This is a genomic window from Bradyrhizobium sp. P5_C12, from assembly GCF_054049735.1.
In genome coordinates this window covers 76,510-93,202 of the sequence record NZ_JBFULU010000019.1, presented here as the reverse complement: position 1 = coordinate 93,202, position 16,693 = coordinate 76,510, and the positions used below count along the sequence as shown (strand labels likewise).

18 protein-coding genes are annotated in these 16,693 nt (G+C 64.2%); 9 read left to right on the top strand and 9 right to left on the bottom strand.

Annotated features, from left to right (window positions below; genetic code table 11):
- Nucleotides 1-17 precede the first annotated feature (17 nt).
- Together ACXJMY_RS18830 and ACXJMY_RS18825 are read left to right on the top strand one after the other, a co-directional pair.
- Nucleotides 18-803 carry a hypothetical protein gene (locus ACXJMY_RS18830; protein WP_456620834.1) on the top strand — a complete coding sequence of 262 codons (786 nt, stop codon included), beginning with the start codon at nucleotides 18-20 and terminating at the stop codon, nucleotides 801-803.
- 284 nt (nucleotides 804-1,087) lie between these two features.
- A complete protein-coding gene (locus ACXJMY_RS18825; protein ID WP_456620833.1) occupies nucleotides 1,088-1,507 on the top strand; it encodes a DUF6455 family protein in 420 nt (139 codons plus the stop codon).
- Here ACXJMY_RS18825 and ACXJMY_RS18820 read toward each other — a convergent pair.
- Nucleotides 1,504-2,385, bottom strand: a complete 882-nt coding sequence (locus ACXJMY_RS18820) for an HpcH/HpaI aldolase/citrate lyase family protein (RefSeq protein ID WP_456620832.1) — start codon at nucleotides 2,383-2,385, stop codon at nucleotides 1,504-1,506. The genes ACXJMY_RS18825 and ACXJMY_RS18820 overlap by 4 nt on opposite strands.
- Before the next feature lie 107 nt (nucleotides 2,386-2,492).
- On the opposite strand from ACXJMY_RS18820, the gene ACXJMY_RS18815 reads away from it, so the two are divergent.
- Complete coding sequence (locus ACXJMY_RS18815) at nucleotides 2,493-3,137, top strand: carbonic anhydrase (protein WP_456620831.1); 645 nt, start codon at nucleotides 2,493-2,495, stop codon at nucleotides 3,135-3,137.
- 112 nt (nucleotides 3,138-3,249) lie between these two features.
- On the opposite strand, the gene ACXJMY_RS18810 is transcribed toward ACXJMY_RS18815, so the two are convergent.
- Nucleotides 3,250-4,284: an aspartate-semialdehyde dehydrogenase gene (locus ACXJMY_RS18810; RefSeq protein WP_456620830.1), complete on the bottom strand. Its 1,035-nt coding sequence runs from the start codon at nucleotides 4,282-4,284 to the stop codon at nucleotides 3,250-3,252.
- Nucleotides 4,285-4,400: 116 nt separating this feature from the next.
- Here ACXJMY_RS18810 and ACXJMY_RS18805 point away from each other — a divergent pair, with 116 nt between their 5' ends.
- Both ACXJMY_RS18805 and ACXJMY_RS18800 read left to right on the top strand, forming a co-directional pair.
- A complete protein-coding gene (locus ACXJMY_RS18805) occupies nucleotides 4,401-5,201 on the top strand; it encodes a hypothetical protein (protein ID WP_456620829.1) in 801 nt (266 codons plus the stop codon).
- A gap of 157 nt (nucleotides 5,202-5,358) precedes the next feature.
- Nucleotides 5,359-5,745 (top strand): hypothetical protein, encoded by a 387-nt coding sequence (locus tag ACXJMY_RS18800; RefSeq protein WP_456620828.1) that lies wholly within the window; start codon nucleotides 5,359-5,361, stop codon nucleotides 5,743-5,745.
- A gap of 73 nt (nucleotides 5,746-5,818) precedes the next feature.
- Here the strand turns inward: ACXJMY_RS18800 and ACXJMY_RS18795 are convergent, their stop codons facing one another.
- Both ACXJMY_RS18795 and leuB read right to left on the bottom strand, forming a co-directional pair.
- Nucleotides 5,819-6,457, bottom strand: coding sequence for a DapH/DapD/GlmU-related protein (locus ACXJMY_RS18795; protein WP_456620827.1), 639 nt, complete (start codon nucleotides 6,455-6,457; stop codon nucleotides 5,819-5,821).
- Between the two features lie 209 nt (nucleotides 6,458-6,666).
- Nucleotides 6,667-7,779 (bottom strand): 3-isopropylmalate dehydrogenase, encoded by a 1,113-nt coding sequence (gene leuB, locus ACXJMY_RS18790; RefSeq protein WP_456620826.1) that lies wholly within the window; start codon nucleotides 7,777-7,779, stop codon nucleotides 6,667-6,669.
- 244 nt (nucleotides 7,780-8,023) lie between these two features.
- On the opposite strand from leuB, the gene ACXJMY_RS18785 reads away from it, so the two are divergent.
- Complete coding sequence (locus tag ACXJMY_RS18785; protein WP_456620825.1) at nucleotides 8,024-9,220, top strand: YbfB/YjiJ family MFS transporter; 1,197 nt, start codon at nucleotides 8,024-8,026, stop codon at nucleotides 9,218-9,220.
- A gap of 132 nt (nucleotides 9,221-9,352) precedes the next feature.
- Here ACXJMY_RS18785 and ACXJMY_RS18780 read toward each other — a convergent pair whose 3' ends face one another.
- The 4 genes from ACXJMY_RS18780 to ACXJMY_RS18765 form a co-directional block, all read right to left on the bottom strand.
- A complete protein-coding gene (locus ACXJMY_RS18780) occupies nucleotides 9,353-10,135 on the bottom strand; it encodes a molybdopterin-binding protein (protein WP_456620824.1) in 783 nt (260 codons plus the stop codon).
- A gap of 12 nt (nucleotides 10,136-10,147) precedes the next feature.
- Entirely contained in the window at nucleotides 10,148-10,777 is a 630-nt protein-coding gene (locus ACXJMY_RS18775) for a cytochrome b/b6 domain-containing protein (RefSeq protein ID WP_456620823.1), read from the bottom strand.
- Between the two features lie 181 nt (nucleotides 10,778-10,958).
- Entirely contained in the window at nucleotides 10,959-11,513 is a 555-nt protein-coding gene (locus ACXJMY_RS18770) for a fasciclin domain-containing protein (RefSeq protein WP_456620822.1), read from the bottom strand.
- A gap of 315 nt (nucleotides 11,514-11,828) precedes the next feature.
- Nucleotides 11,829-12,590 carry an SDR family oxidoreductase gene (locus tag ACXJMY_RS18765; RefSeq protein WP_456620821.1) on the bottom strand — a complete coding sequence of 254 codons (762 nt, stop codon included), beginning with the start codon at nucleotides 12,588-12,590 and terminating at the stop codon, nucleotides 11,829-11,831.
- A 96-nt stretch (nucleotides 12,591-12,686) separates the two neighbouring features.
- Here ACXJMY_RS18765 and ACXJMY_RS18760 point away from each other — a divergent pair, with 96 nt between their 5' ends.
- On the top strand, nucleotides 12,687-14,216 hold the full coding sequence (locus tag ACXJMY_RS18760; protein WP_456620820.1) for a malonate--CoA ligase: 1,530 nt from the start codon (nucleotides 12,687-12,689) through the stop codon (nucleotides 14,214-14,216).
- Between the two features lie 306 nt (nucleotides 14,217-14,522).
- On the opposite strand, the gene ACXJMY_RS18755 is transcribed toward ACXJMY_RS18760, so the two are convergent.
- Nucleotides 14,523-15,383 carry a sulfite exporter TauE/SafE family protein gene (locus tag ACXJMY_RS18755; protein ID WP_456620819.1) on the bottom strand — a complete coding sequence of 287 codons (861 nt, stop codon included), beginning with the start codon at nucleotides 15,381-15,383 and terminating at the stop codon, nucleotides 14,523-14,525.
- Nucleotides 15,384-15,891: 508 nt separating this feature from the next.
- On the opposite strand from ACXJMY_RS18755, the gene sdhC reads away from it, so the two are divergent.
- A complete protein-coding gene (gene sdhC / locus ACXJMY_RS18750) occupies nucleotides 15,892-16,290 on the top strand; it encodes a succinate dehydrogenase, cytochrome b556 subunit (RefSeq protein ID WP_456620818.1) in 399 nt (132 codons plus the stop codon).
- Nucleotides 16,287-16,691 carry a succinate dehydrogenase, hydrophobic membrane anchor protein gene (sdhD, locus tag ACXJMY_RS18745; RefSeq protein WP_456620817.1) on the top strand — a complete coding sequence of 135 codons (405 nt, stop codon included), beginning with the start codon at nucleotides 16,287-16,289 and terminating at the stop codon, nucleotides 16,689-16,691. The genes sdhC and sdhD overlap by 4 nt, the downstream gene beginning before the upstream one ends.
- The last annotated feature ends 2 nt before the right edge of the window (nucleotides 16,692-16,693 follow it).

The following is a 16,693-nucleotide window of genomic DNA, read 5'->3' as shown; positions in this document are numbered from 1 at the left end:
CCCCTATAGCTTCGCGCATGCTGCCCGACATCGTCACCTTCTGGCACGGCCCGATGGACGCACTGCGCCAGACCTGTCTGCGCTCGCAGCTTGCGGCCGGCCACAGGGTCACGGTGTACAGCTTCGACACCATTCCCGGCCTGCCCGCGGGCATCGAGAACGCGGACGCCGAGGCGATCCTGCCGCATGCCTTTTCCGAGCGACTGCGGCCGCCGCAGCCGGATGGAAGCTGGCGCGACTGGACCACGCTCCAGTTCAGCGACTTCTTCCGCATGAAGTTGATGGCCAAGAGTGCCGGTCTCTGGCTCGATGCCGACGTGCTGCTCTTGAAGCCGGCCGTGATCGATCCCGCAAAACCTTATTTCGCCTGGGAGCGGCCGCGCCAGCTCGGCAACTCCGTGATCTATCTGCCGCCCGAGCACGGCATCGTTGCCGCTTTCGAAGAGCTGATGGAGCAGGAAGAGCTGACGCCGAACTGGCTGTCGGTGCGCCACCGCATCACGTTTATGATGCGCCGCCTGCGCGGCGGCTCGAACCGCCTCTCGGACATCCGCGTCGCGATCTTCGGACCCGCGGCACTCACCGCACTCGCGCGCCGCACCGGCGAATTGCAGAATGCGCTGCCGAAGCAGTCGTTCTATGCGGTGCATGCCGAGCCAAAACTGTTCTTCGATCCCTCGAGCTATCTCGGCCTCGTCACCGACCCCGCGATCATCGGCCTGCACATCTCGCCCAAGGGCCGCGGCGGCGAGAAGCCGATCCCGGGCAGCCTGTATGCGTGGGCTGCGGAGCGGTTTGCGTAGCCGCCAGTTCTCCGCTGTCGTCCCGGCGAAGGCCGGGACCCATAACCACAGAGGGCGGTTTGGCGAAGACTCTCAGTTACATCGTACGATGGCAACGCGCACCGCGCGCCATCGATCGAGCCCGCGGTATGGGTCCCGGCCTTCGCCGGGACGACGACGGCGGTTGTTGCGATGCTGTCGCAACGCGTGCCAGGACACACGCGCCGAATTTGATCCAGCGCAACGCGCGTCTGCACCATCGTGCTCTATTCGGCTCCAATCGCACGCGCCCAACGGAGCTTCGCATGAGCACCGCAAGCAGGCCTTATCCCATCGTTCAGGACCTCATCGAGTCCTTTGCTTCCTGGCTGAAGCACCGCCGCGAGCTGAACGAAATACGGCAGCTCGATCGCTCCGAGTTCGATCGGATCGCAGGCGATCTCAGGATTGCGCCCGATGATCTCGAAGAGCTGGTTCGCCACGGCAAGCACGCCGCCGACGAACTGCCGAAGATGCTGGAACAGCTCGGCATCAATGCCGAAGGGCTCGGCCGCGCACAGCCGCTGCTGCTGCGCGACATGGTGCGGGTCTGCTCGCTCTGCAATAGCAAGGGACAATGCGACCGCGACCTCGCCAGCGGCACTGCCGCAGAGAACTACCACGGCTACTGTGCGAATGCCTCGACGCTGGAGTCGCTCGATCGCGCCGACCTCGCGCCGCGCTAAGACTTGCTCATCGCCGCAATCGCATCCGCGATCTCGATCGTGCGCCGCGCCATGTCGGCGTGCAGTCGCTCCACCATTGCGCCGTCGAGCCGGATCGCGCCGCGCGAGACGTTCTCCGGCAATTCGAATGCCGCGATGATTTTGCGCGCACGCGCGACTTCCTCCTCGGGCGGGGTGAAGATGGCGTTGCAGGCGTCGATCTGCGAGGGGTGGATCAGCGTCTTGCCGTCGAAGCCGAGATCGCGGCCCTGGGCGCATTCGGTGGCGAAGCCGTCGGAATTGGCAATGTCGCTGTAGGGGCCGTCGAGAATTTCGAGGCCATGGGCGCGCGTCGCCAGGATACAGTGGGTGATCATCGGAATCATCGCGGCGCGACCCGGCAGCATTTTGATCCGCGTCTCGCGCGAGATGTCGTTCGGCCCGAACACGAAACCCGACAGGCGCGTCTTCGGATCGCGCCCGGCGGCGGCCAGCTCCTCGGCATGCAGCACCGCGCGCGCGGTCTCGATCATGGCCCAGACCTTCACGGTCGGCGCGGCGCCAAGTTCGGCGAGGCGGCGGCCGATCGTGTCGAGATCTTCGACGCTCGAGACTTTTGGAACCAGGATGCCGTCCGGCGAAGCTTTTGCGGCCATCGCGACGTCATCGGCCCACCAGGGCGTGTCGAGGCCGTTGGTCCGGATCAAAATCTCGCGCTTGCCGAACCCCTTGTCCGCGATCGCGGCGGCGATGCCGTCACGCGCCACCCCCTTGAGGTCGGGGGCGACGGAATCTTCCAGATCGAGGATCAGGCCGTCGGCCGGCAGGTTCTGGGCCTTTTCCAGCGCGCGGGGGTTGGAGCCGGGCATGAACAGATGGCTGCGGCGCGGGCGGGTCATGCAAGCGTTCCCTTGAGGTTTTCCGTGTTCTGACCAAAGCCGATAGCATCTGGCCTGCCTATTCGAAAGGCTTGTTCGCTCCCCGGGTCTATGGTTAGGCATAGGTCATGATCACGTTCCCTCAGCACTTGCTGGAAGGCTACAAGGCCTTCGCCACCCAGCGGCTGCCGACCGAGCAGACCCGCTACCGCGACCTGTCGGTGAGGGGGCAGTCGCCGGAAGTGATGGTGATCGGCTGCTGCGACTCGCGCGTCTCGCCCGAGGTGATCTTCGACGTCGGCCCCGGCGAGCTCTTCGTCGTCCGCAACATCGCCAATCTCGTGCCGGTGTATCAGCCCGACGGCAATGCGCACGGCGTCTCGGCGGCGCTGGAATACGCGGTCACGGTGCTGCGCATCAAGCACATCGTCGTGCTCGGGCACGCCCAATGCGGCGGCATCCGCGCCTTCGTCGACAAGATCGAGCCGCTCACGCCCGGCGATTTCATCGGCAAATGGATGCAGATGTTCATCAAGCCGGGGGAGATCGTCGAGCAGCGCGACCACGAGACGATGGCGCAATTCGTCGAGCGCATCGAGAAGGCCGCGGTGTTCCGCAGCCTGGAAAACCTGATGACGTTCCCGTTCGTGCGCAAGGCGGTCGATGCCGGCCAGATGCAGCTCCACGGCGCCTATTTCGGCGTCGCGGAGGGATCGCTGTTCGTGCTGGACCAGGTCGCGAAGGAATTTCGCAGCGTCAGGGACGCGGCGTAGGCCGCTCTTGTAGGGTGGGTTAGCCGAAGGCGTAACCCACCATGTCTGTCACCGCGGAAAGTAAAGAGGTGGGTTACGCTTCGCTAACCCACCCTACGAAGCAACGCTTCCCTTACGCCGCCTTCTTCTTCGCGCTGATCAGCTTGCGGTTGATCAGGACTTCGGCGATCTGGATCGCGTTGAGCGCGGCGCCCTTGCGCAGATTGTCCGACACGCACCACAGCACCAGGCCGTTCTCCACCGTCGCATCCTCGCGGATGCGGCTGATATAGGTGGCGTCCTCGCCGGCCGCTTCATACGGCGTGGCGTAGCCGCCGGGCTCCTGCTTGTCGATGACGAGGCAGCCCGGCGCCTTGCGCAGGATGTCGCGCGCTTCATCGGCCGTGATCGGGTTCTCGAACTCGATGTTGACGGCCTCGGAGTGGCCGACGAACACCGGCACGCGCACGCAGGTCGCGGAAAGCTTGATCCTGGGATCAAGAATCTTCTTGGTCTCCATCATCATCTTCCACTCTTCCTTGGTGTAGCCGTCCTCCATGAAGACGTCGATGTGGGGGATGACGTTGAAAGCGATGCGCTTGGGGAATTTCTTCGCGATCAGCTCGCTGTTGGTGTAGACGGCCTTGGTCTGCGAGAACAGTTCGTCCATCGCGTCCTTGCCGGCGCCGGACACCGATTGATAGGTCGAGACCACGACGCGCTTGATCGTCGCCTTGTCGTGCAACGGCTTCAGCGCGACCACGAGCTGCGCGGTCGAGCAGTTCGGGTTGGCGATGATGTTCTTCTTGGCGAAGCCCTTGGCCGCGTCCGCGTTCACTTCCGGCACGATCAGCGGCACGTCCGGGTCCATGCGCCAGGCCGAGGAATTGTCGATCACGACCGTGCCGGCGGCGCCGATCTTCGGCGACCATTCCTTCGACACCTCACCGCCCGCCGACATCAGGCAGATGTCGACGTCGGAGAAGTCGTAATGCTCGAGCGCTTTGACCTTCAGGGTGCGGTCGCCATAGGAGACCTCGACGCCGACGCTGCGGCGTGACGCCAATACGACGACCTCGTCCGCGGGGAATTTGCGCTCATCGAGGATGTTGAGCATTTCCCGTCCGACATTGCCGGTCGCGCCGACCACTGCGACTTTGTAACCCATCGTTCACTCTCCGATGAAAAAGCCCTTTCCTGAAGCTGACGCTTAAACAGGAAGAGCAGCGCTTCTATGCGAGAACCGGCCTCAAGACAACGTTGGACCATGCCTGAAGGCCGTGGATGCAGTCGCCTGAGGCCAGCACGGCCGCAACGCCCACCCAGATCCATCTTGCGCTCGCCAATTTCGCCGATGAGGTCGTGGGCACGCTGGCGCGCCTGTTCGCCTATGTGGGGGTTTTGGTGCTGTTTGCCATCCTCGGGCTTGCCGCGCTCGGCCAGTTGCCGAGCCTGCGCGACGACGAGCCGGGGATGAAGCCGGGCTGGAGCGTCGCTGACCGCTCGCATCCGGCCTTTGCCGTCAGCCGAATGGATTCATCCGATAAATCAGCCGCTTACACTATCTTTCGGCACCCCGAGGGCGGCCGCAGGGACGTGCTGCGCTGGACCGGCGAGGCGGACCGGCCGCTCGCCGAGCTCGAAATCTACCGGCCAGGGGGCGAATTCGACCTGGCTCGTCCGGCCGCCGCCGATCTGGCCATCCAGATGGGCCTTCCGCTAGGCCTCGGCGCCGAGGCGCCGCTCGAGCAAGCCGGCATGATCGACACGAAATTCGGACCCGTTGCGCTGTTCCGTCCCAGCGCCACGGCGAAGGGGAGGCAGACCTGCCTCGGCTATCTCAAGCGCAACGAGGACCCTGCGCTCCAGATCTCCGGCTTCTCCTGCCAGGGCGACACCGTGCCGGCCCGGCGCGCCGCGATCGCCTGCACGCTGAACCGGCTGACGCTGCTCACATCGGGCAACGAGCCGAAGCTGGCGGAATTGTTCGCCCACGCCGAGCTCAAGCGCCGCTCTTGCGACCCCGCCGGCTCATCCGACTGGCTGCTGGGCGCCGCGAACGCGCAATTGCGCGGGGCGCTTTGACCGGCATCAAGCTCAAGTGGCTGGTTTCCATGCAACTTTTGCCGGCACGCACGATTATTCCGGCGTGGTGTGACCCAATAGACCTAGTTGCGGCCGCCCCGGCCGGGCTAGTATGGGGTCGAAATCGATTGGCGGCTTGCCGCCTGAAGGGGACGTGATGAGCTCGAATTTCTCTGCCGCGAACAAACTGGCGATGTGGCTTGCGGCCGGCGCCGTGGTTGCCATGTCCTCAGCCCTCGCGACACCAGCCTCGGCCGACACCAAGAAGCAGCGTTATGACAACGGCCGTCCCTATTACGGCCCGAGCGGCCCCAACGCGGTCTATCAGCAGGGTCGCACCCGCCTCTATGTGAGCAAGCGCTCCTGGCTCGACGGCGGCACCGAGGTCAATCCGGGCGACCGCAAGTTCTCCGACTACGCTTTCCCGCCGGCGATCGGCTATCCGACCTTCGCCCGCGAGAACAACAACCGCCCGATCGATCGCCAGCCGCTGAGCACGCCGGCCGACGTCGGCGGCTATCCGCGGAATTTCCCGCTGTACTGAAGCGGACCTATCTCCCGAATCAAAATGGCCGGGCTCACGCCCGGCCATTTTTATTGGTGAAGATGCGTCCGCTTTACGCGTTGGCTGCCGGGTCGTAGCGCCTGCAGAATTCTTCGATCGCCTCGGAGCGAAAATCAGCGAGGCGCTCGAAGATGAGCTCGTCCGGCCAATCCCACCAGGCGATACGGCGCAGGCTTTCCGCGACGGAATCATCGAAGCGCTTGCGGATGGGGCGCGCGGGAACGCCGCCGACGATCGTGTAGGGCGGCACATCGCGGCTGACGACCGCGCCTGCGGCGATCACCGCGCCGTCGCCGACCGTGACGCCCGGCAGCAGGATGGCGGCGTGCCCGATCCAGACATCATTGCCGATGATCACGCGGTCGCCGCGGCGGTCCGCGAAGAAGTCGCGGTCGCGCGTCGCGCTCGCCTCGTAATATTCCGGGACATAGGTGAAGCGATGCTGGGACGGACGGCCCATCGGATGGTTCGGCGCGCCGATCCGCACCGAATTGGCGATGGCGGTGAATTTTCCGATTCCCGCGTCGGCGACCTCGCAATTCTCGCCGAGATAGGAGTAGTCGCCGAGCGAGGAAAATTCGATGCGCGTGTTGGCGAGGATCTCGCAGCGCCGCCCGATCTGCGCCTCGCGCTGGCGCACCGTCTCATGGATGATGGTTTCCGCGATCTTGGGGCGGGGCGAGGTATCCATGAAGCGGCTCCGATGACGTCGTAGCCCGGGTGAGCGTAGCGATTCCCGGGAACACGGCAGGCAAGATTCCGGATGTCGCTTCGCTCATCCGGGCTACGATTAATCGCTTGGCTGTAGGGTGGGCAAAGGCGCGCTTGCGCCGTGCCCACCATCTTTAGAAGTGGTGGGCACGCTCTCGCTTTGCCCACCCTACAATTGCAGTGCAAGCCTTACGCGTGCAGCTTCTGCAATTCCTTCAAAATCGCTTCGCCCATCTGCGTGGTCGAGGCGGCGGTGGTGCCGTCCGACTTGATGTCGGCGGTGCGCAGGCCGCTGGCCAGCACCGCGGCGATCGCCTGGTCCAGCTTGTCGGCGAGCGCGCCCAGGTCGAAGGAGTAGCGCAACGCCATGCCGAAGGACGAGATCATCGCAATCGGGTTGGCGAGGCCTTGGCCGGCGATATCGGGCGCCGAGCCGTGCACGGGCTCATACAGCGCCTTGCGCTTCTTGCTCTTGACGTCGACCTCGCCGAGCGAGGCCGAGGGCAGCATGCCGAGCGAGCCGGTGAGCATCGCAGCGATGTCGGACAGCATGTCGCCGAACAGATTGTCGGTGACGATGACGTCGAACTGCTTGGGCCATTTCACCAGCATCATGCCGCCGGAATCGGCGAGCTGATGTTCCAGCGTCACGTCGGCATATTCGCGCTTGTGGACCTGCGTCACCACCTCGTTCCAGAGCACGCCCGACTTCATGACGTTGCGCTTCTCCATCGACGTCACCTTGTTCTTGCGCTTCTTGGCAAGGTCGAAGGCGACGCGGGCGATGCGCTCGATCTCATAAGTGTCGTAGACCTGGGTATCGATGGCGCGCTTCTGGCCGTTGCCGAGATCGGTGATGGTCTTGGGCTCGCCGAAATAGACGCCGCCGGTGAGCTCGCGCACGATGACGATGTCGAGGCCTTCGATCGCCTCGCGCTTCAGGCTCGAGGCATCGGCCAGCGCCGGATAGCACACCGCGGGACGGAGGTTGGCGAACAGGCCGAGATCCTTGCGCAGGCGCAGCAGGCCGGCTTCGGGGCGCACCTCATAGGGCACCGCATCCCATTTCGGGCCGCCGACCGCGCCGAAAATGATCGCATCGGCGTCCTTGGCCTTGGCCATGTCGCCCTCGGAGATCGACACCTTGTGCGCGTCATAGGCCGAACCGCCGACGAGGCCGGTATCGGTCTCGAATTTGGCGATCCCGGCCGTATTGAGCCAGTCGATCAGCCGCTTCACCTCGCCCATCACCTCGGGGCCGATACCGTCGCCGGGGAGCAGCAGCAGTTTGTGGGTCGCCATGGTCAGATCCTTCTCAATCCTCTCTCGTCATTCCGGGGCGCGAGCAAAGCGAGCGAGCCCGGAATCCATCAGGCCACGCAACAAGTGGCGGAATGGATTCCGGGCTCGCGCCAAGAGGCGCGCCCCGGAATGACGGCCGGCCGGAGTGCTAGAGCGGCCTTGCGCGCTTGGCAAGACACCATTGCCGCTTCGCCGCTGTGCAAGGCGGGCAGGGCCTGCCACAATCATGCTGCCGGAGTAGCCCTTGCGCACCGCTGACCGCCCCCTGCCCGACGCGCACCCCGCGCGGCTGATCCTGATCCTGTCGCTGGCTGCGACGGTCGGGCTCGGCATCGGTCGTTTTGCTTATGCGCTGGTGCTGCCGGACATGCGCGATAGCCTGAACTGGTCCTACTCGGCGGCCGGTTTCATGAACACCATCAATGCCGTCGGCTATCTCGTGGGCGCGCTGATGGCGTCCCGGCTGATCCGGCGCGTCGGCTGGTCGGCCGCGATCCGCGGCGGAACCCTGGCTTGCCTCGCCGCGCTCGCGACTTGCGCGCTGACCGGGAATTTTTTCGCGCTGAGCCTGGCGCGGCTGGTGCTGGGCATCGGCGCCGCGGCCGGCTTCGTCGCCGGCGGCGCACTCGCCGCCACCATCGCGCAGTCGCATCCCGAGCGCGCCAATTTCCTGCTCAGCCTGTTCTATGCCGGCCCCGGCGCCGGCATTCTCGCCTCCGGGCTCATCGCGCCTTTCACGCTGCAATGGTTCGGGCCGGGCTCGTGGTGGATCGTGTGGTGGGCGCTGACGCTGCTCTCCGCCGTGATGACCGTCCCGCTGTTCCTGGTCCGTATCGAGAGCAAGGCGCGCTTCACCGAAGCCAGCCATGCCTCCTTTGCGATTGTCCCGGTGCTGGTCTACCTGGCCGGCTACTTCCTGTTCGGCGCGGGCTACATCGCCTACATGACCTTCATGATCGCCTATGTCCGCGACGGCGGCGGCGATGCGACGGCGCAGGCCGCGTTCTGGGGCCTGATCGGCGTCAGCGCCTTCGTGACGCCCTGGGTCTGGCGCGGTGTGCTCGCGCTCGACCGCGGCGGACTCGCAACCGCCATCATCCTCGGCACCAATGCGCTCGGCGCCGGCCTGCCGATGCTGGGACATTCGACGGCCTGGCTGGCTGTCTCCGCAGTCGTGTTCGGCGTCGCCTTCTTCGCCGTCGTCAACTCGACCACGGCCTTCGTGCGCTTCAACTATCCGCCCGAGGTTTGGCCGACCGCGATCGCGGCAATGACGATCTCCTTCGGCATCGGCCAGACACTCGGGCCGATCGCGGTCGGCGCGATCACGGATGCGCTCGGGAGCTTGAGTTACGCGCTCAATGTATCGGCGGCGCTGCTGGCGCTGGGGGCGGTTGCGGCGCTGTGCCAGCGGAAGGTGGGGGCGAAGGCTTCCTCATAGATGCTGTTGTCCCGGCGAAGGCCGGGACCCATAACCCCAGGGAGCAGTTTGGCGAAGACTCGCCGTTGGTACTGCTGCCGCCGGTAATTCCATAGACCTCGCGGTGGGTCCCGGCCTTCGCCGGGACGACAACTAGCTCCCGCTGAACGAATTGTACCCCTGGTCTTCCCAATAGCCGCCCTTGTAGTCGTTGGTGACTTCCATCGAGACGACGTATTTCGGGTTCTTGAAGCCGAGCTTTGTCGGCACGCGGATCTTCATTGGAAAACCATAAGCGCGCGGCAAGATCTCGCCCGCGTATTTGAACGTCATCTGCGTCTGCGGATGCAGCGCGCTGCGCATGTCGAGCGGCGAATTGTAGCCGTCCTTGTCGGCGCACTGGAACCAGACATATTTCGCGCGCGTGTCGGCGCCGATCAGCTTGAGGAAGTCGCGCAAGGGCGTGCCGGTCCAGCTTCCGATCGCGCTCCAGCCCTCGACGCAGATGTGGCGGGTGATCTGGTTGACCTGTGGCAGCTTGTAGAGCTCGTCCAGCGTCCAGGACTTCTTGTTGTCGACGAGGCCGCGCACCTCGAGCTTCCAGTCCGCGGCCGAGACATCGGGCGCGTCGTCGAGATCGTAATAGGCATTGAACGGGAACGGTTTCGTGATCGCACTCTCGGGGAAGGTCGGTGCCAGCGCATCGGGATTGAAGATGAAGGCCTGCACGGCATCGTTGAATTTCGAGACGGACTTCAGCATCTCCTCGGCGGAGGACGAGTCGATGACGTTGCAGCCGGTCAGCAGCGTCAGCGCGCCGAGACTGGCGCCGCCCGCGATGAAGCGGCGGCGGGTGGGGTCCGGCATCGCCTTGATGGAGTCCTTGATCAGCAGCCGCTTGTCGACGCCGGGGATCAGGAATGAACGCTTGGCCATGACTTCCTCCTCTCAGCGACCGATGATCATTGCCCGCAGGCTCTTCGGAACCAGCAGCGCCAGCAGGACGTGAACCACCAGGAAGGCACAGATCGCGGCCATGCAGAAGAAATGGACATAGCGCGCGGTCGGATAATCGCCGAACAGCGTGACAAGCCAGTGCAGTTGCACCGGCTTCCACATCCCCAGGCCCGACAGCACGATGAGCACGCCGACCACGATGATGCCGGCATAGAGCAGGCGCTGCACGTAATTGTAGACGGTGAGGTCGTCGTGCCCGAGCTTGAAGGTCAGCGCCGCCCTGACGTCGTGGAGCACACCGGATGGTGTGATCGGCAGCAATTTTTTGCGGAAGCGGCCGGTGGCGAAGCCGGTGACGAGATAGGCGAGGCCGTTCACCATCAGCAGCCACATCGCCGCAAAGTGCCAGAGCAGGCCGCCGCCGAGCCAACCACCAAGAGTGTACTCGCGCGGAAAACTGAAACCGAACAGCGGCGAGGCGTTGTAGATCTGCCAGCCCGACAGGATCATCAGGATCATGGCGAGGGCGTTGATCCAGTGCATGACACGGACCCAGGCCGGCTGGATCACTTTGGCGGGGGTGGCGCTGACCTGCTCGTCGCTGACTGTGAGGCTCGACATGATGGTTCCGTCCTGAAGGTCGTCTGACATCGAATATACGTCGATGCGGCCGCTTTCGTTACGCCCCGCTGGCCATCGAATCGATGCCGCTGGGCTATCGTGGTCACAATAAAGCGAGCCGGGTGGCCCCGGCTCGCCGTTTCGTCGCACCCTGTCGGGGATGAAACAGGAGGGCGCGGTGTTAGGTTGCCGGCATCAGCACGGTATCGACCACATGGATCACGCCGTTCGACTGGTTGACGTTGGTGATGGTCACCATCGAGGTGCCGCCCTTGGCGTCGACGATCCAGGTCTTGCCGTCCATCTTCTTGACCGTCAGCTCCTCGCCCTCGGCGGTCTTCAGCTTCTTGCCGTCGGTGAGGTCGGAGGCCTCGAGCTTGCCCGGCACGACATGGTAGGTGAGGATCTTGGTCAGGGTCGCCTTGTTCTCAGGCTTGACCAGGGTATCGACGGTGCCGGCCGGCAGCTTGCCGAAGGCGGCGTTGGTCGGCGCGAACACCGTGAACGGGCCCTTGCTTTCCAGCGTCGGCACCAGGCCGGCCGCCTTCACCGCAGCCACCAGCGTGGTGTGGTCCTTCGAGTTGACCGCGTTCTGGACGATGTTCTTCGAGGGGAACATCGCGGCGCCGCCGACCATGACGGTCTTTTCCTCGGCGCGCACCGGCGCGATGACGGTCGCGGTGATGGCCAGCGCGCTGAAGGCTGCAGCAGTGAGATAGGCAATGCGCTTCGACATGGAGAAACTCCCGATTGGATTGTGACCGGCGATGGCCGGTGCTTGAGTTGGGGCAACAACGGCGGCTGCGGCAGTTTGGTGTGAAGCAGCAGCGCGTCGTTGGACTGAACTACGGGAGGGTTGGCGATGTGGTTTCGGGGAAAAATTCTTTGTGATGCGTGAAACTATGTGGGGGCGTCTCCGTGTGATGAACGCACGTGCGACCACGAAGAGGAATTGTAGCCCGGATGGAGCGAAGCGTAATCCGGGGTTGTCGCGTGCGGATCGACTTGTCCCGGATTGCGTTTCGCTCCATCCGGGCTACGTGGCCGATCATCAATCCCTGTTGTGCGGCGTCTGGATGAACCCGCGATTATGCGTCGGGCTGATCAGCAGCTCGTTGATGCAGACCCGCGCCGGCATGCTGGCGATGAACGCGATGGTGCGGCCGAGATCTTCGGATTGCAGCATCCTGGCCTGCTCCTCCTCGCTCGGCACCACCGGGCGCAGCTTCAGGATCGGGGTGGCGACCTCGCCCGGCATCAGGCAGCAGGCGCGCAGGCCGTTGACGCATTCGTCCATGTTGAAGGAATGGGTCAGCGCCAGCACCGCATGTTTGGTGGTGGTGTAGGCCGGGCCCGGCATCTTCGAGACGTGGCGTCCGGCCCAGGACGAGACGTTGATGATCGAGCCGTCCTTCTGCTTGCGCATGGTCGGCAGCACCGCGCGCATGCAATAGAGCACGCCGTTGAGATTGACCTGGACCAGCTGGTCCCAGCCCTCCAGTTCCATGTCCTTCCAGCTCCGCTTGGGGACATTGATGCCGGCATTGTTGACCAGGAGGTCGATCCGGCCGTGCTTCGCGACGATCTGATCGGCCGCCTTCTGGGCTTCAGTGGCGACGGACACGTCCAGCGCAATGGCCTCGGCCGCCCCGCCGGTCTTGATGATCCTGGCGACCACGGTATCCAGGGCATCCCTGCGCCGGCCCGACACCACCACCGTCCAGCCGTCGGCCGCGAGTGCCTCGGCGCCGGCTTCCCCGATCCCGCTGCCGCCGCCCGTGACCCAGGCCACGCGTTTCCCGTTTTTGGTCATGCCAACTGTCTCCGTTGCTTCATTGGGGCGGTTTTTGCTAATCCAGCCCTCGGTTTTGACCGGCCTTTACAAGCCTTGCGGTCGAGGAAATCTTGCATGAACCAAGCTGCCAACGCCAACCTGTTTTCCCGCCTGTTCGACGGCCTGGACGATCCCAAACGCCTCGCGATCGAGACGCATGACGGTGCCCGGATCAGCTATGGCGACCTGATCGCGCGCGCCGGGCAAATGGCGAACGTGCTGGTCGCGCGCGGCGTGAATCCGGGTGACCGCGTTGCGGTGCAGGTCGAGAAATCCGTCGCCAACATCGTGCTGTATCTTGCGACCGTGCGGGCCGGTGCGGTCTATCTGCCGCTCAATACCGCCTATACGCTGAACGAGCTCGACTATTTCATCGGTGACGCCGAGCCGTCGCTGGTGGTCTGCGATCCCGCCAAGGCCGAAGGGCTTGCCCCGATCGCCGCCAAGGTGAAGGCTGGGGTCGAGACGCTCGGCCCTGACGGCAAGGGCTCGCTGTCGGAGGCCGCCGACAAGGCGAGCAGCGCGTTTACGACGGTGCCGCGCGAAAACGACGATCTCGCCGCGATCCTCTACACGTCGGGTACCACCGGCCGCTCCAAGGGCGCGATGCTCACCCACGACAATCTCGCGTCGAACTCGCTGAGCCTGGTCGGCTACTGGCGCTTCACCGACAAGGACGTGCTGATCCACGCGCTGCCGATCTATCACACCCACGGCCTGTTCGTGGCGACCAACGTGACGCTGTTCTCGCGCGCGGCAATGATCTTCCTGCCGAAGCTCGACCCCGACCTGATCATCAAGCTGATGGCGCGCGCCACGGTGCTGATGGGCGTGCCGACCTTCTACACGCGCCTGTTGCAGAACTCCGCGCTGTCGCGCGAGACCACAAAGCACATGCGGCTGTTCATCTCGGGCTCGGCGCCGCTGCTGGCCGAGACCCACCGCGAATGGTCCGCGCGGACGGGTCATGCCGTGCTCGAGCGCTACGGCATGACCGAGACCAACATGAACACATCGAACCCCTATGACGGCGAGCGCGTGCCCGGCGCGGTCGGCTTCCCGCTGCCCGGCGTCGCCGTGCGCGTCACCGAGCCCGAGACCGGCAAGGAGCTGCCGCGCGACGAGATCGGCATGATCGAGGTCAAGGGCCCGAACGTGTTCAAGGGCTATTGGCGCATGCCGGAGAAGACCAAGGCCGAATTCCGTGGCGACGGCTTCTTCATCACCGGCGATCTCGGCAAGATCGACGGCAAGGGCTACGTCCACATTTTGGGCCGCGGCAAGGACCTCGTGATCTCCGGCGGCTTCAACGTCTATCCGAAGGAAATCGAGAGCGAGATCGACGCCATGCCGGGCGTAATCGAGTCCGCCGTGATCGGCGTGCCGCATGCCGATTTCGGCGAGGGCGTCACCGCTGTGCTGGTCTGCAACAAGGGCACTGAGATCAGCGAAGCCTCGGTGCTGAAGGCGCTCGACGGCCGGCTGGCAAAATTCAAGATGCCCAAGCGGGTGTTCGTCGTCGACGAGCTGCCGCGGAATACGATGGGCAAGGTGCAAAAGAACGTGCTGCGGGATACCTACAAGGATATTTACGCGAAGAAGTAGATCACTTGGCTGAAAAGCCCCGCCGCACACTCGCCGTCGTCCTGGCGGAAGCCAGGACCCATTACCCCAGCGAGATGTTTGACGCGAAGCTGGTGACCACGAGTCTTCGCCAAACCACTCCCTGGGGTAATGGGTCCTGGATCGGCGCTCGCTCCGCGAGCTTGTCCAGGACGACGATGGTGGTGATATCGCGCACACTCTAACCCCGTCATTGCGAGGAGCTCTTGCGACGAAGCAATCCAGACTGCAACCGCGGAAAGATTCTGGATTGCTTCGCTTCGCTCGCAATGACGGAGGTTGCGGTGGCTATTGGCCGCCCGCCAGGCTCATCACAAACCGGCTGCCGACGATGAACAGGTAGCACCCGAACGCGACCTCAAGCGTGCGCTTCGACATCGCATGCGCGGCTCTGACACCGAGCGGCGCTGTGACGAGGCTCATCGGCATCACCAGCACGGCGCCGATCAGCGAGACGTAGCCGAGCGCGAACGGCACTTGCAGCGCTGCAACGCTCGGATAGATCGCCGCCGCCGGCCAGCCGGCATAGATGTAGCCGAGCGCGCCGGGGATCGAGATCAGCACCGCAAGCGCCGATGAGGTCGCGACGGCCTGATGGATGGGGCGGCCGTAGAACGTCATCAACAGGTTCGAAAACAATCCGCCGCCGATGCCCATCAAGGTCGACAAAATTCCGACGCAGAAGCCGTAGACGCGCATCAGCGGGCCCTTCGGCAGATCGTCGCCGAGCTTCCAGGTCTCGCGCGCGAAGATCAGCCGTATGGCGGCTGACCAGGCGACGCAGACGAAGACGATCTTGAACAGCCGCTCCGGCGCGTAGCGCGCGACCACGCTGCCGGCGATGACGCCGATCAGGATCGGCAGCCACCAGACGCGCAGGATCGATATGTCGACGGCGCCGCGCTTGTAATGCGCCTGGAACGAGCGGATCGAGGTCGGGATGATCACCGCGAGCGAGGTGCCGATGCAGAGCGGCATGCGCACGTCGAGCGGCACGCCGGCGATGCGGAAGCATTCGTAAAACACCGGCACGAGAATCGCGCCGCCGCCGATGCCGAACACGCCGGCCAGAAATCCCGAGAGCGCACCGGTTGCGATCAGCAACAGCGCGAGCTCGACGATCTCCTTGATATCAAGACCTGCAATCACCCCTGACCTGCCCCGGCGACTGGTCGCAACGTCTCCGAGAGGCGCTCGGAGTTGGCTGCGGGCCAAGCTGTAGGCGATCTGATTCGTGCGGTCGACACGCTGCGCCTCCCGGCTGGGGTGGAATGCAGGCTACGCATATCCAGGCTGGGCCGAACGGCATCGGAGGGAGGGCAGGCCAGCGCCCGGCGGACGGGTTGGCGAGGCGGCTGACCGACCCTCTCGGCAGTTTGGACGGCATGGTCCGTTTAGATGCGTTCCAATAGTGATTTCAATGCGCCTCGACGGCGATAATAAGAACTGAATTAATATTCTCTCTTTGATCGGCACACCATCGCTCTGGTATACCAAGACCCTGATTGGCCCTGTTTCATCAACGCTGTAGCGCTGAACCCGGGTTCGATTTATGGAGATTTGGTGATTGCGCAGGCGAAATCGACTCCGTAAATAGAGCCGACCTTTCGCGATCCCCACGTGCCCCATGCTGGGCCGCAAAAAAACATCAAAGCCCATGACCGCACGGATCGAACGACCGCTTTCACCACACATGCAAATCTACCGCTGGACGCTGACGATGGCCCTGTCCATCGTCCATCGCGCCACCGGCATCGCCCTTTATGTCGGAACCCTGCTGCTGGCCTGGTGGCTGATCGCGGCGGCCTCCGGCCCCGCCGCCTATGGCCACGTCCAGGCCTTCACCGGCAGCATCATCGGGCGCCTGATCGTGTTCGGCTACACCTGGGCGCTGATGCACCATATGCTGAGCGGCATCCGGCATTTCGTCTGGGACCTCGGCTACGGCTTCAAGGCCAATGAGCGCGAGGCCCTGACCTGGGGCGCGCTGATCGGCGGCATCGTGCTGACGGTGCTGATCTGGATCATCGCCTACGCGATCGGAGGTGGACGATGAGCGCGACCGATACGCCGAAGCGCAGCATGCGCACTCCGCTCGGCCGCGTCCGCAATCTCGGCGCCGCGCATTCGGGCACGTCCGATTTCTGGCGCCAGCGCATCACCGCCGTCGCGATGGTGCTGTTGATGATTCCGGTGCTGGTGATCATCATGATGCTGCTCGGCAGCAACCAGGCCGGCGCCAAGCAGGTCCTCGGCTCGCTGCCAGTTGCCATCATCATGCTGCTCTTCATCGTCGCCAGCACCTGGCACATGAAGATCGGCATGCAGGTCGTGATCGAGGACTATGTCCACAACGAGAAGCTGAAGCTCGCGTCGATCATGCTCAACAATTTCTTCTCGATCGCCGTGGCGCTCGCGTCGATCTACGCGATTCTCCAACTTTCATCCGGAGTGTAACC

Coding starts and splice junctions, on each gene's coding strand:
- ACXJMY_RS18830 (WP_456620834.1), top strand. CDS start 18: ATGCTGCCCGACATCGTCACCTTCTGGCACGGCCCGATGGACGCACTG.
- ACXJMY_RS18825 (WP_456620833.1), top strand. CDS start 1,088: ATGAGCACCGCAAGCAGGCCTTATCCCATCGTTCAGGACCTCATCGAG.
- ACXJMY_RS18820 (WP_456620832.1), bottom strand. CDS start 2,385: ATGACCCGCCCGCGCCGCAGCCATCTGTTCATGCCCGGCTCCAACCCC.
- ACXJMY_RS18815 (WP_456620831.1), top strand. CDS start 2,493: ATGATCACGTTCCCTCAGCACTTGCTGGAAGGCTACAAGGCCTTCGCC.
- ACXJMY_RS18810 (WP_456620830.1), bottom strand. CDS start 4,284: ATGGGTTACAAAGTCGCAGTGGTCGGCGCGACCGGCAATGTCGGACGG.
- ACXJMY_RS18805 (WP_456620829.1), top strand. CDS start 4,401: ATGCAGTCGCCTGAGGCCAGCACGGCCGCAACGCCCACCCAGATCCAT.
- ACXJMY_RS18800 (WP_456620828.1), top strand. CDS start 5,359: ATGAGCTCGAATTTCTCTGCCGCGAACAAACTGGCGATGTGGCTTGCG.
- ACXJMY_RS18795 (WP_456620827.1), bottom strand. CDS start 6,457: ATGGATACCTCGCCCCGCCCCAAGATCGCGGAAACCATCATCCATGAG.
- leuB (WP_456620826.1), bottom strand. CDS start 7,779: ATGGCGACCCACAAACTGCTGCTGCTCCCCGGCGACGGTATCGGCCCC.
- ACXJMY_RS18780 (WP_456620824.1), bottom strand. CDS start 10,135: ATGGCCAAGCGTTCATTCCTGATCCCCGGCGTCGACAAGCGGCTGCTG.
- ACXJMY_RS18775 (WP_456620823.1), bottom strand. CDS start 10,777: ATGTCGAGCCTCACAGTCAGCGACGAGCAGGTCAGCGCCACCCCCGCC.
- ACXJMY_RS18770 (WP_456620822.1), bottom strand. CDS start 11,513: ATGTCGAAGCGCATTGCCTATCTCACTGCTGCAGCCTTCAGCGCGCTG.
- ACXJMY_RS18765 (WP_456620821.1), bottom strand. CDS start 12,590: ATGACCAAAAACGGGAAACGCGTGGCCTGGGTCACGGGCGGCGGCAGC.
- ACXJMY_RS18760 (WP_456620820.1), top strand. CDS start 12,687: ATGAACCAAGCTGCCAACGCCAACCTGTTTTCCCGCCTGTTCGACGGC.
- sdhC (WP_456620818.1), top strand. CDS start 15,892: ATGACCGCACGGATCGAACGACCGCTTTCACCACACATGCAAATCTAC.
- sdhD (WP_456620817.1), top strand. CDS start 16,287: ATGAGCGCGACCGATACGCCGAAGCGCAGCATGCGCACTCCGCTCGGC.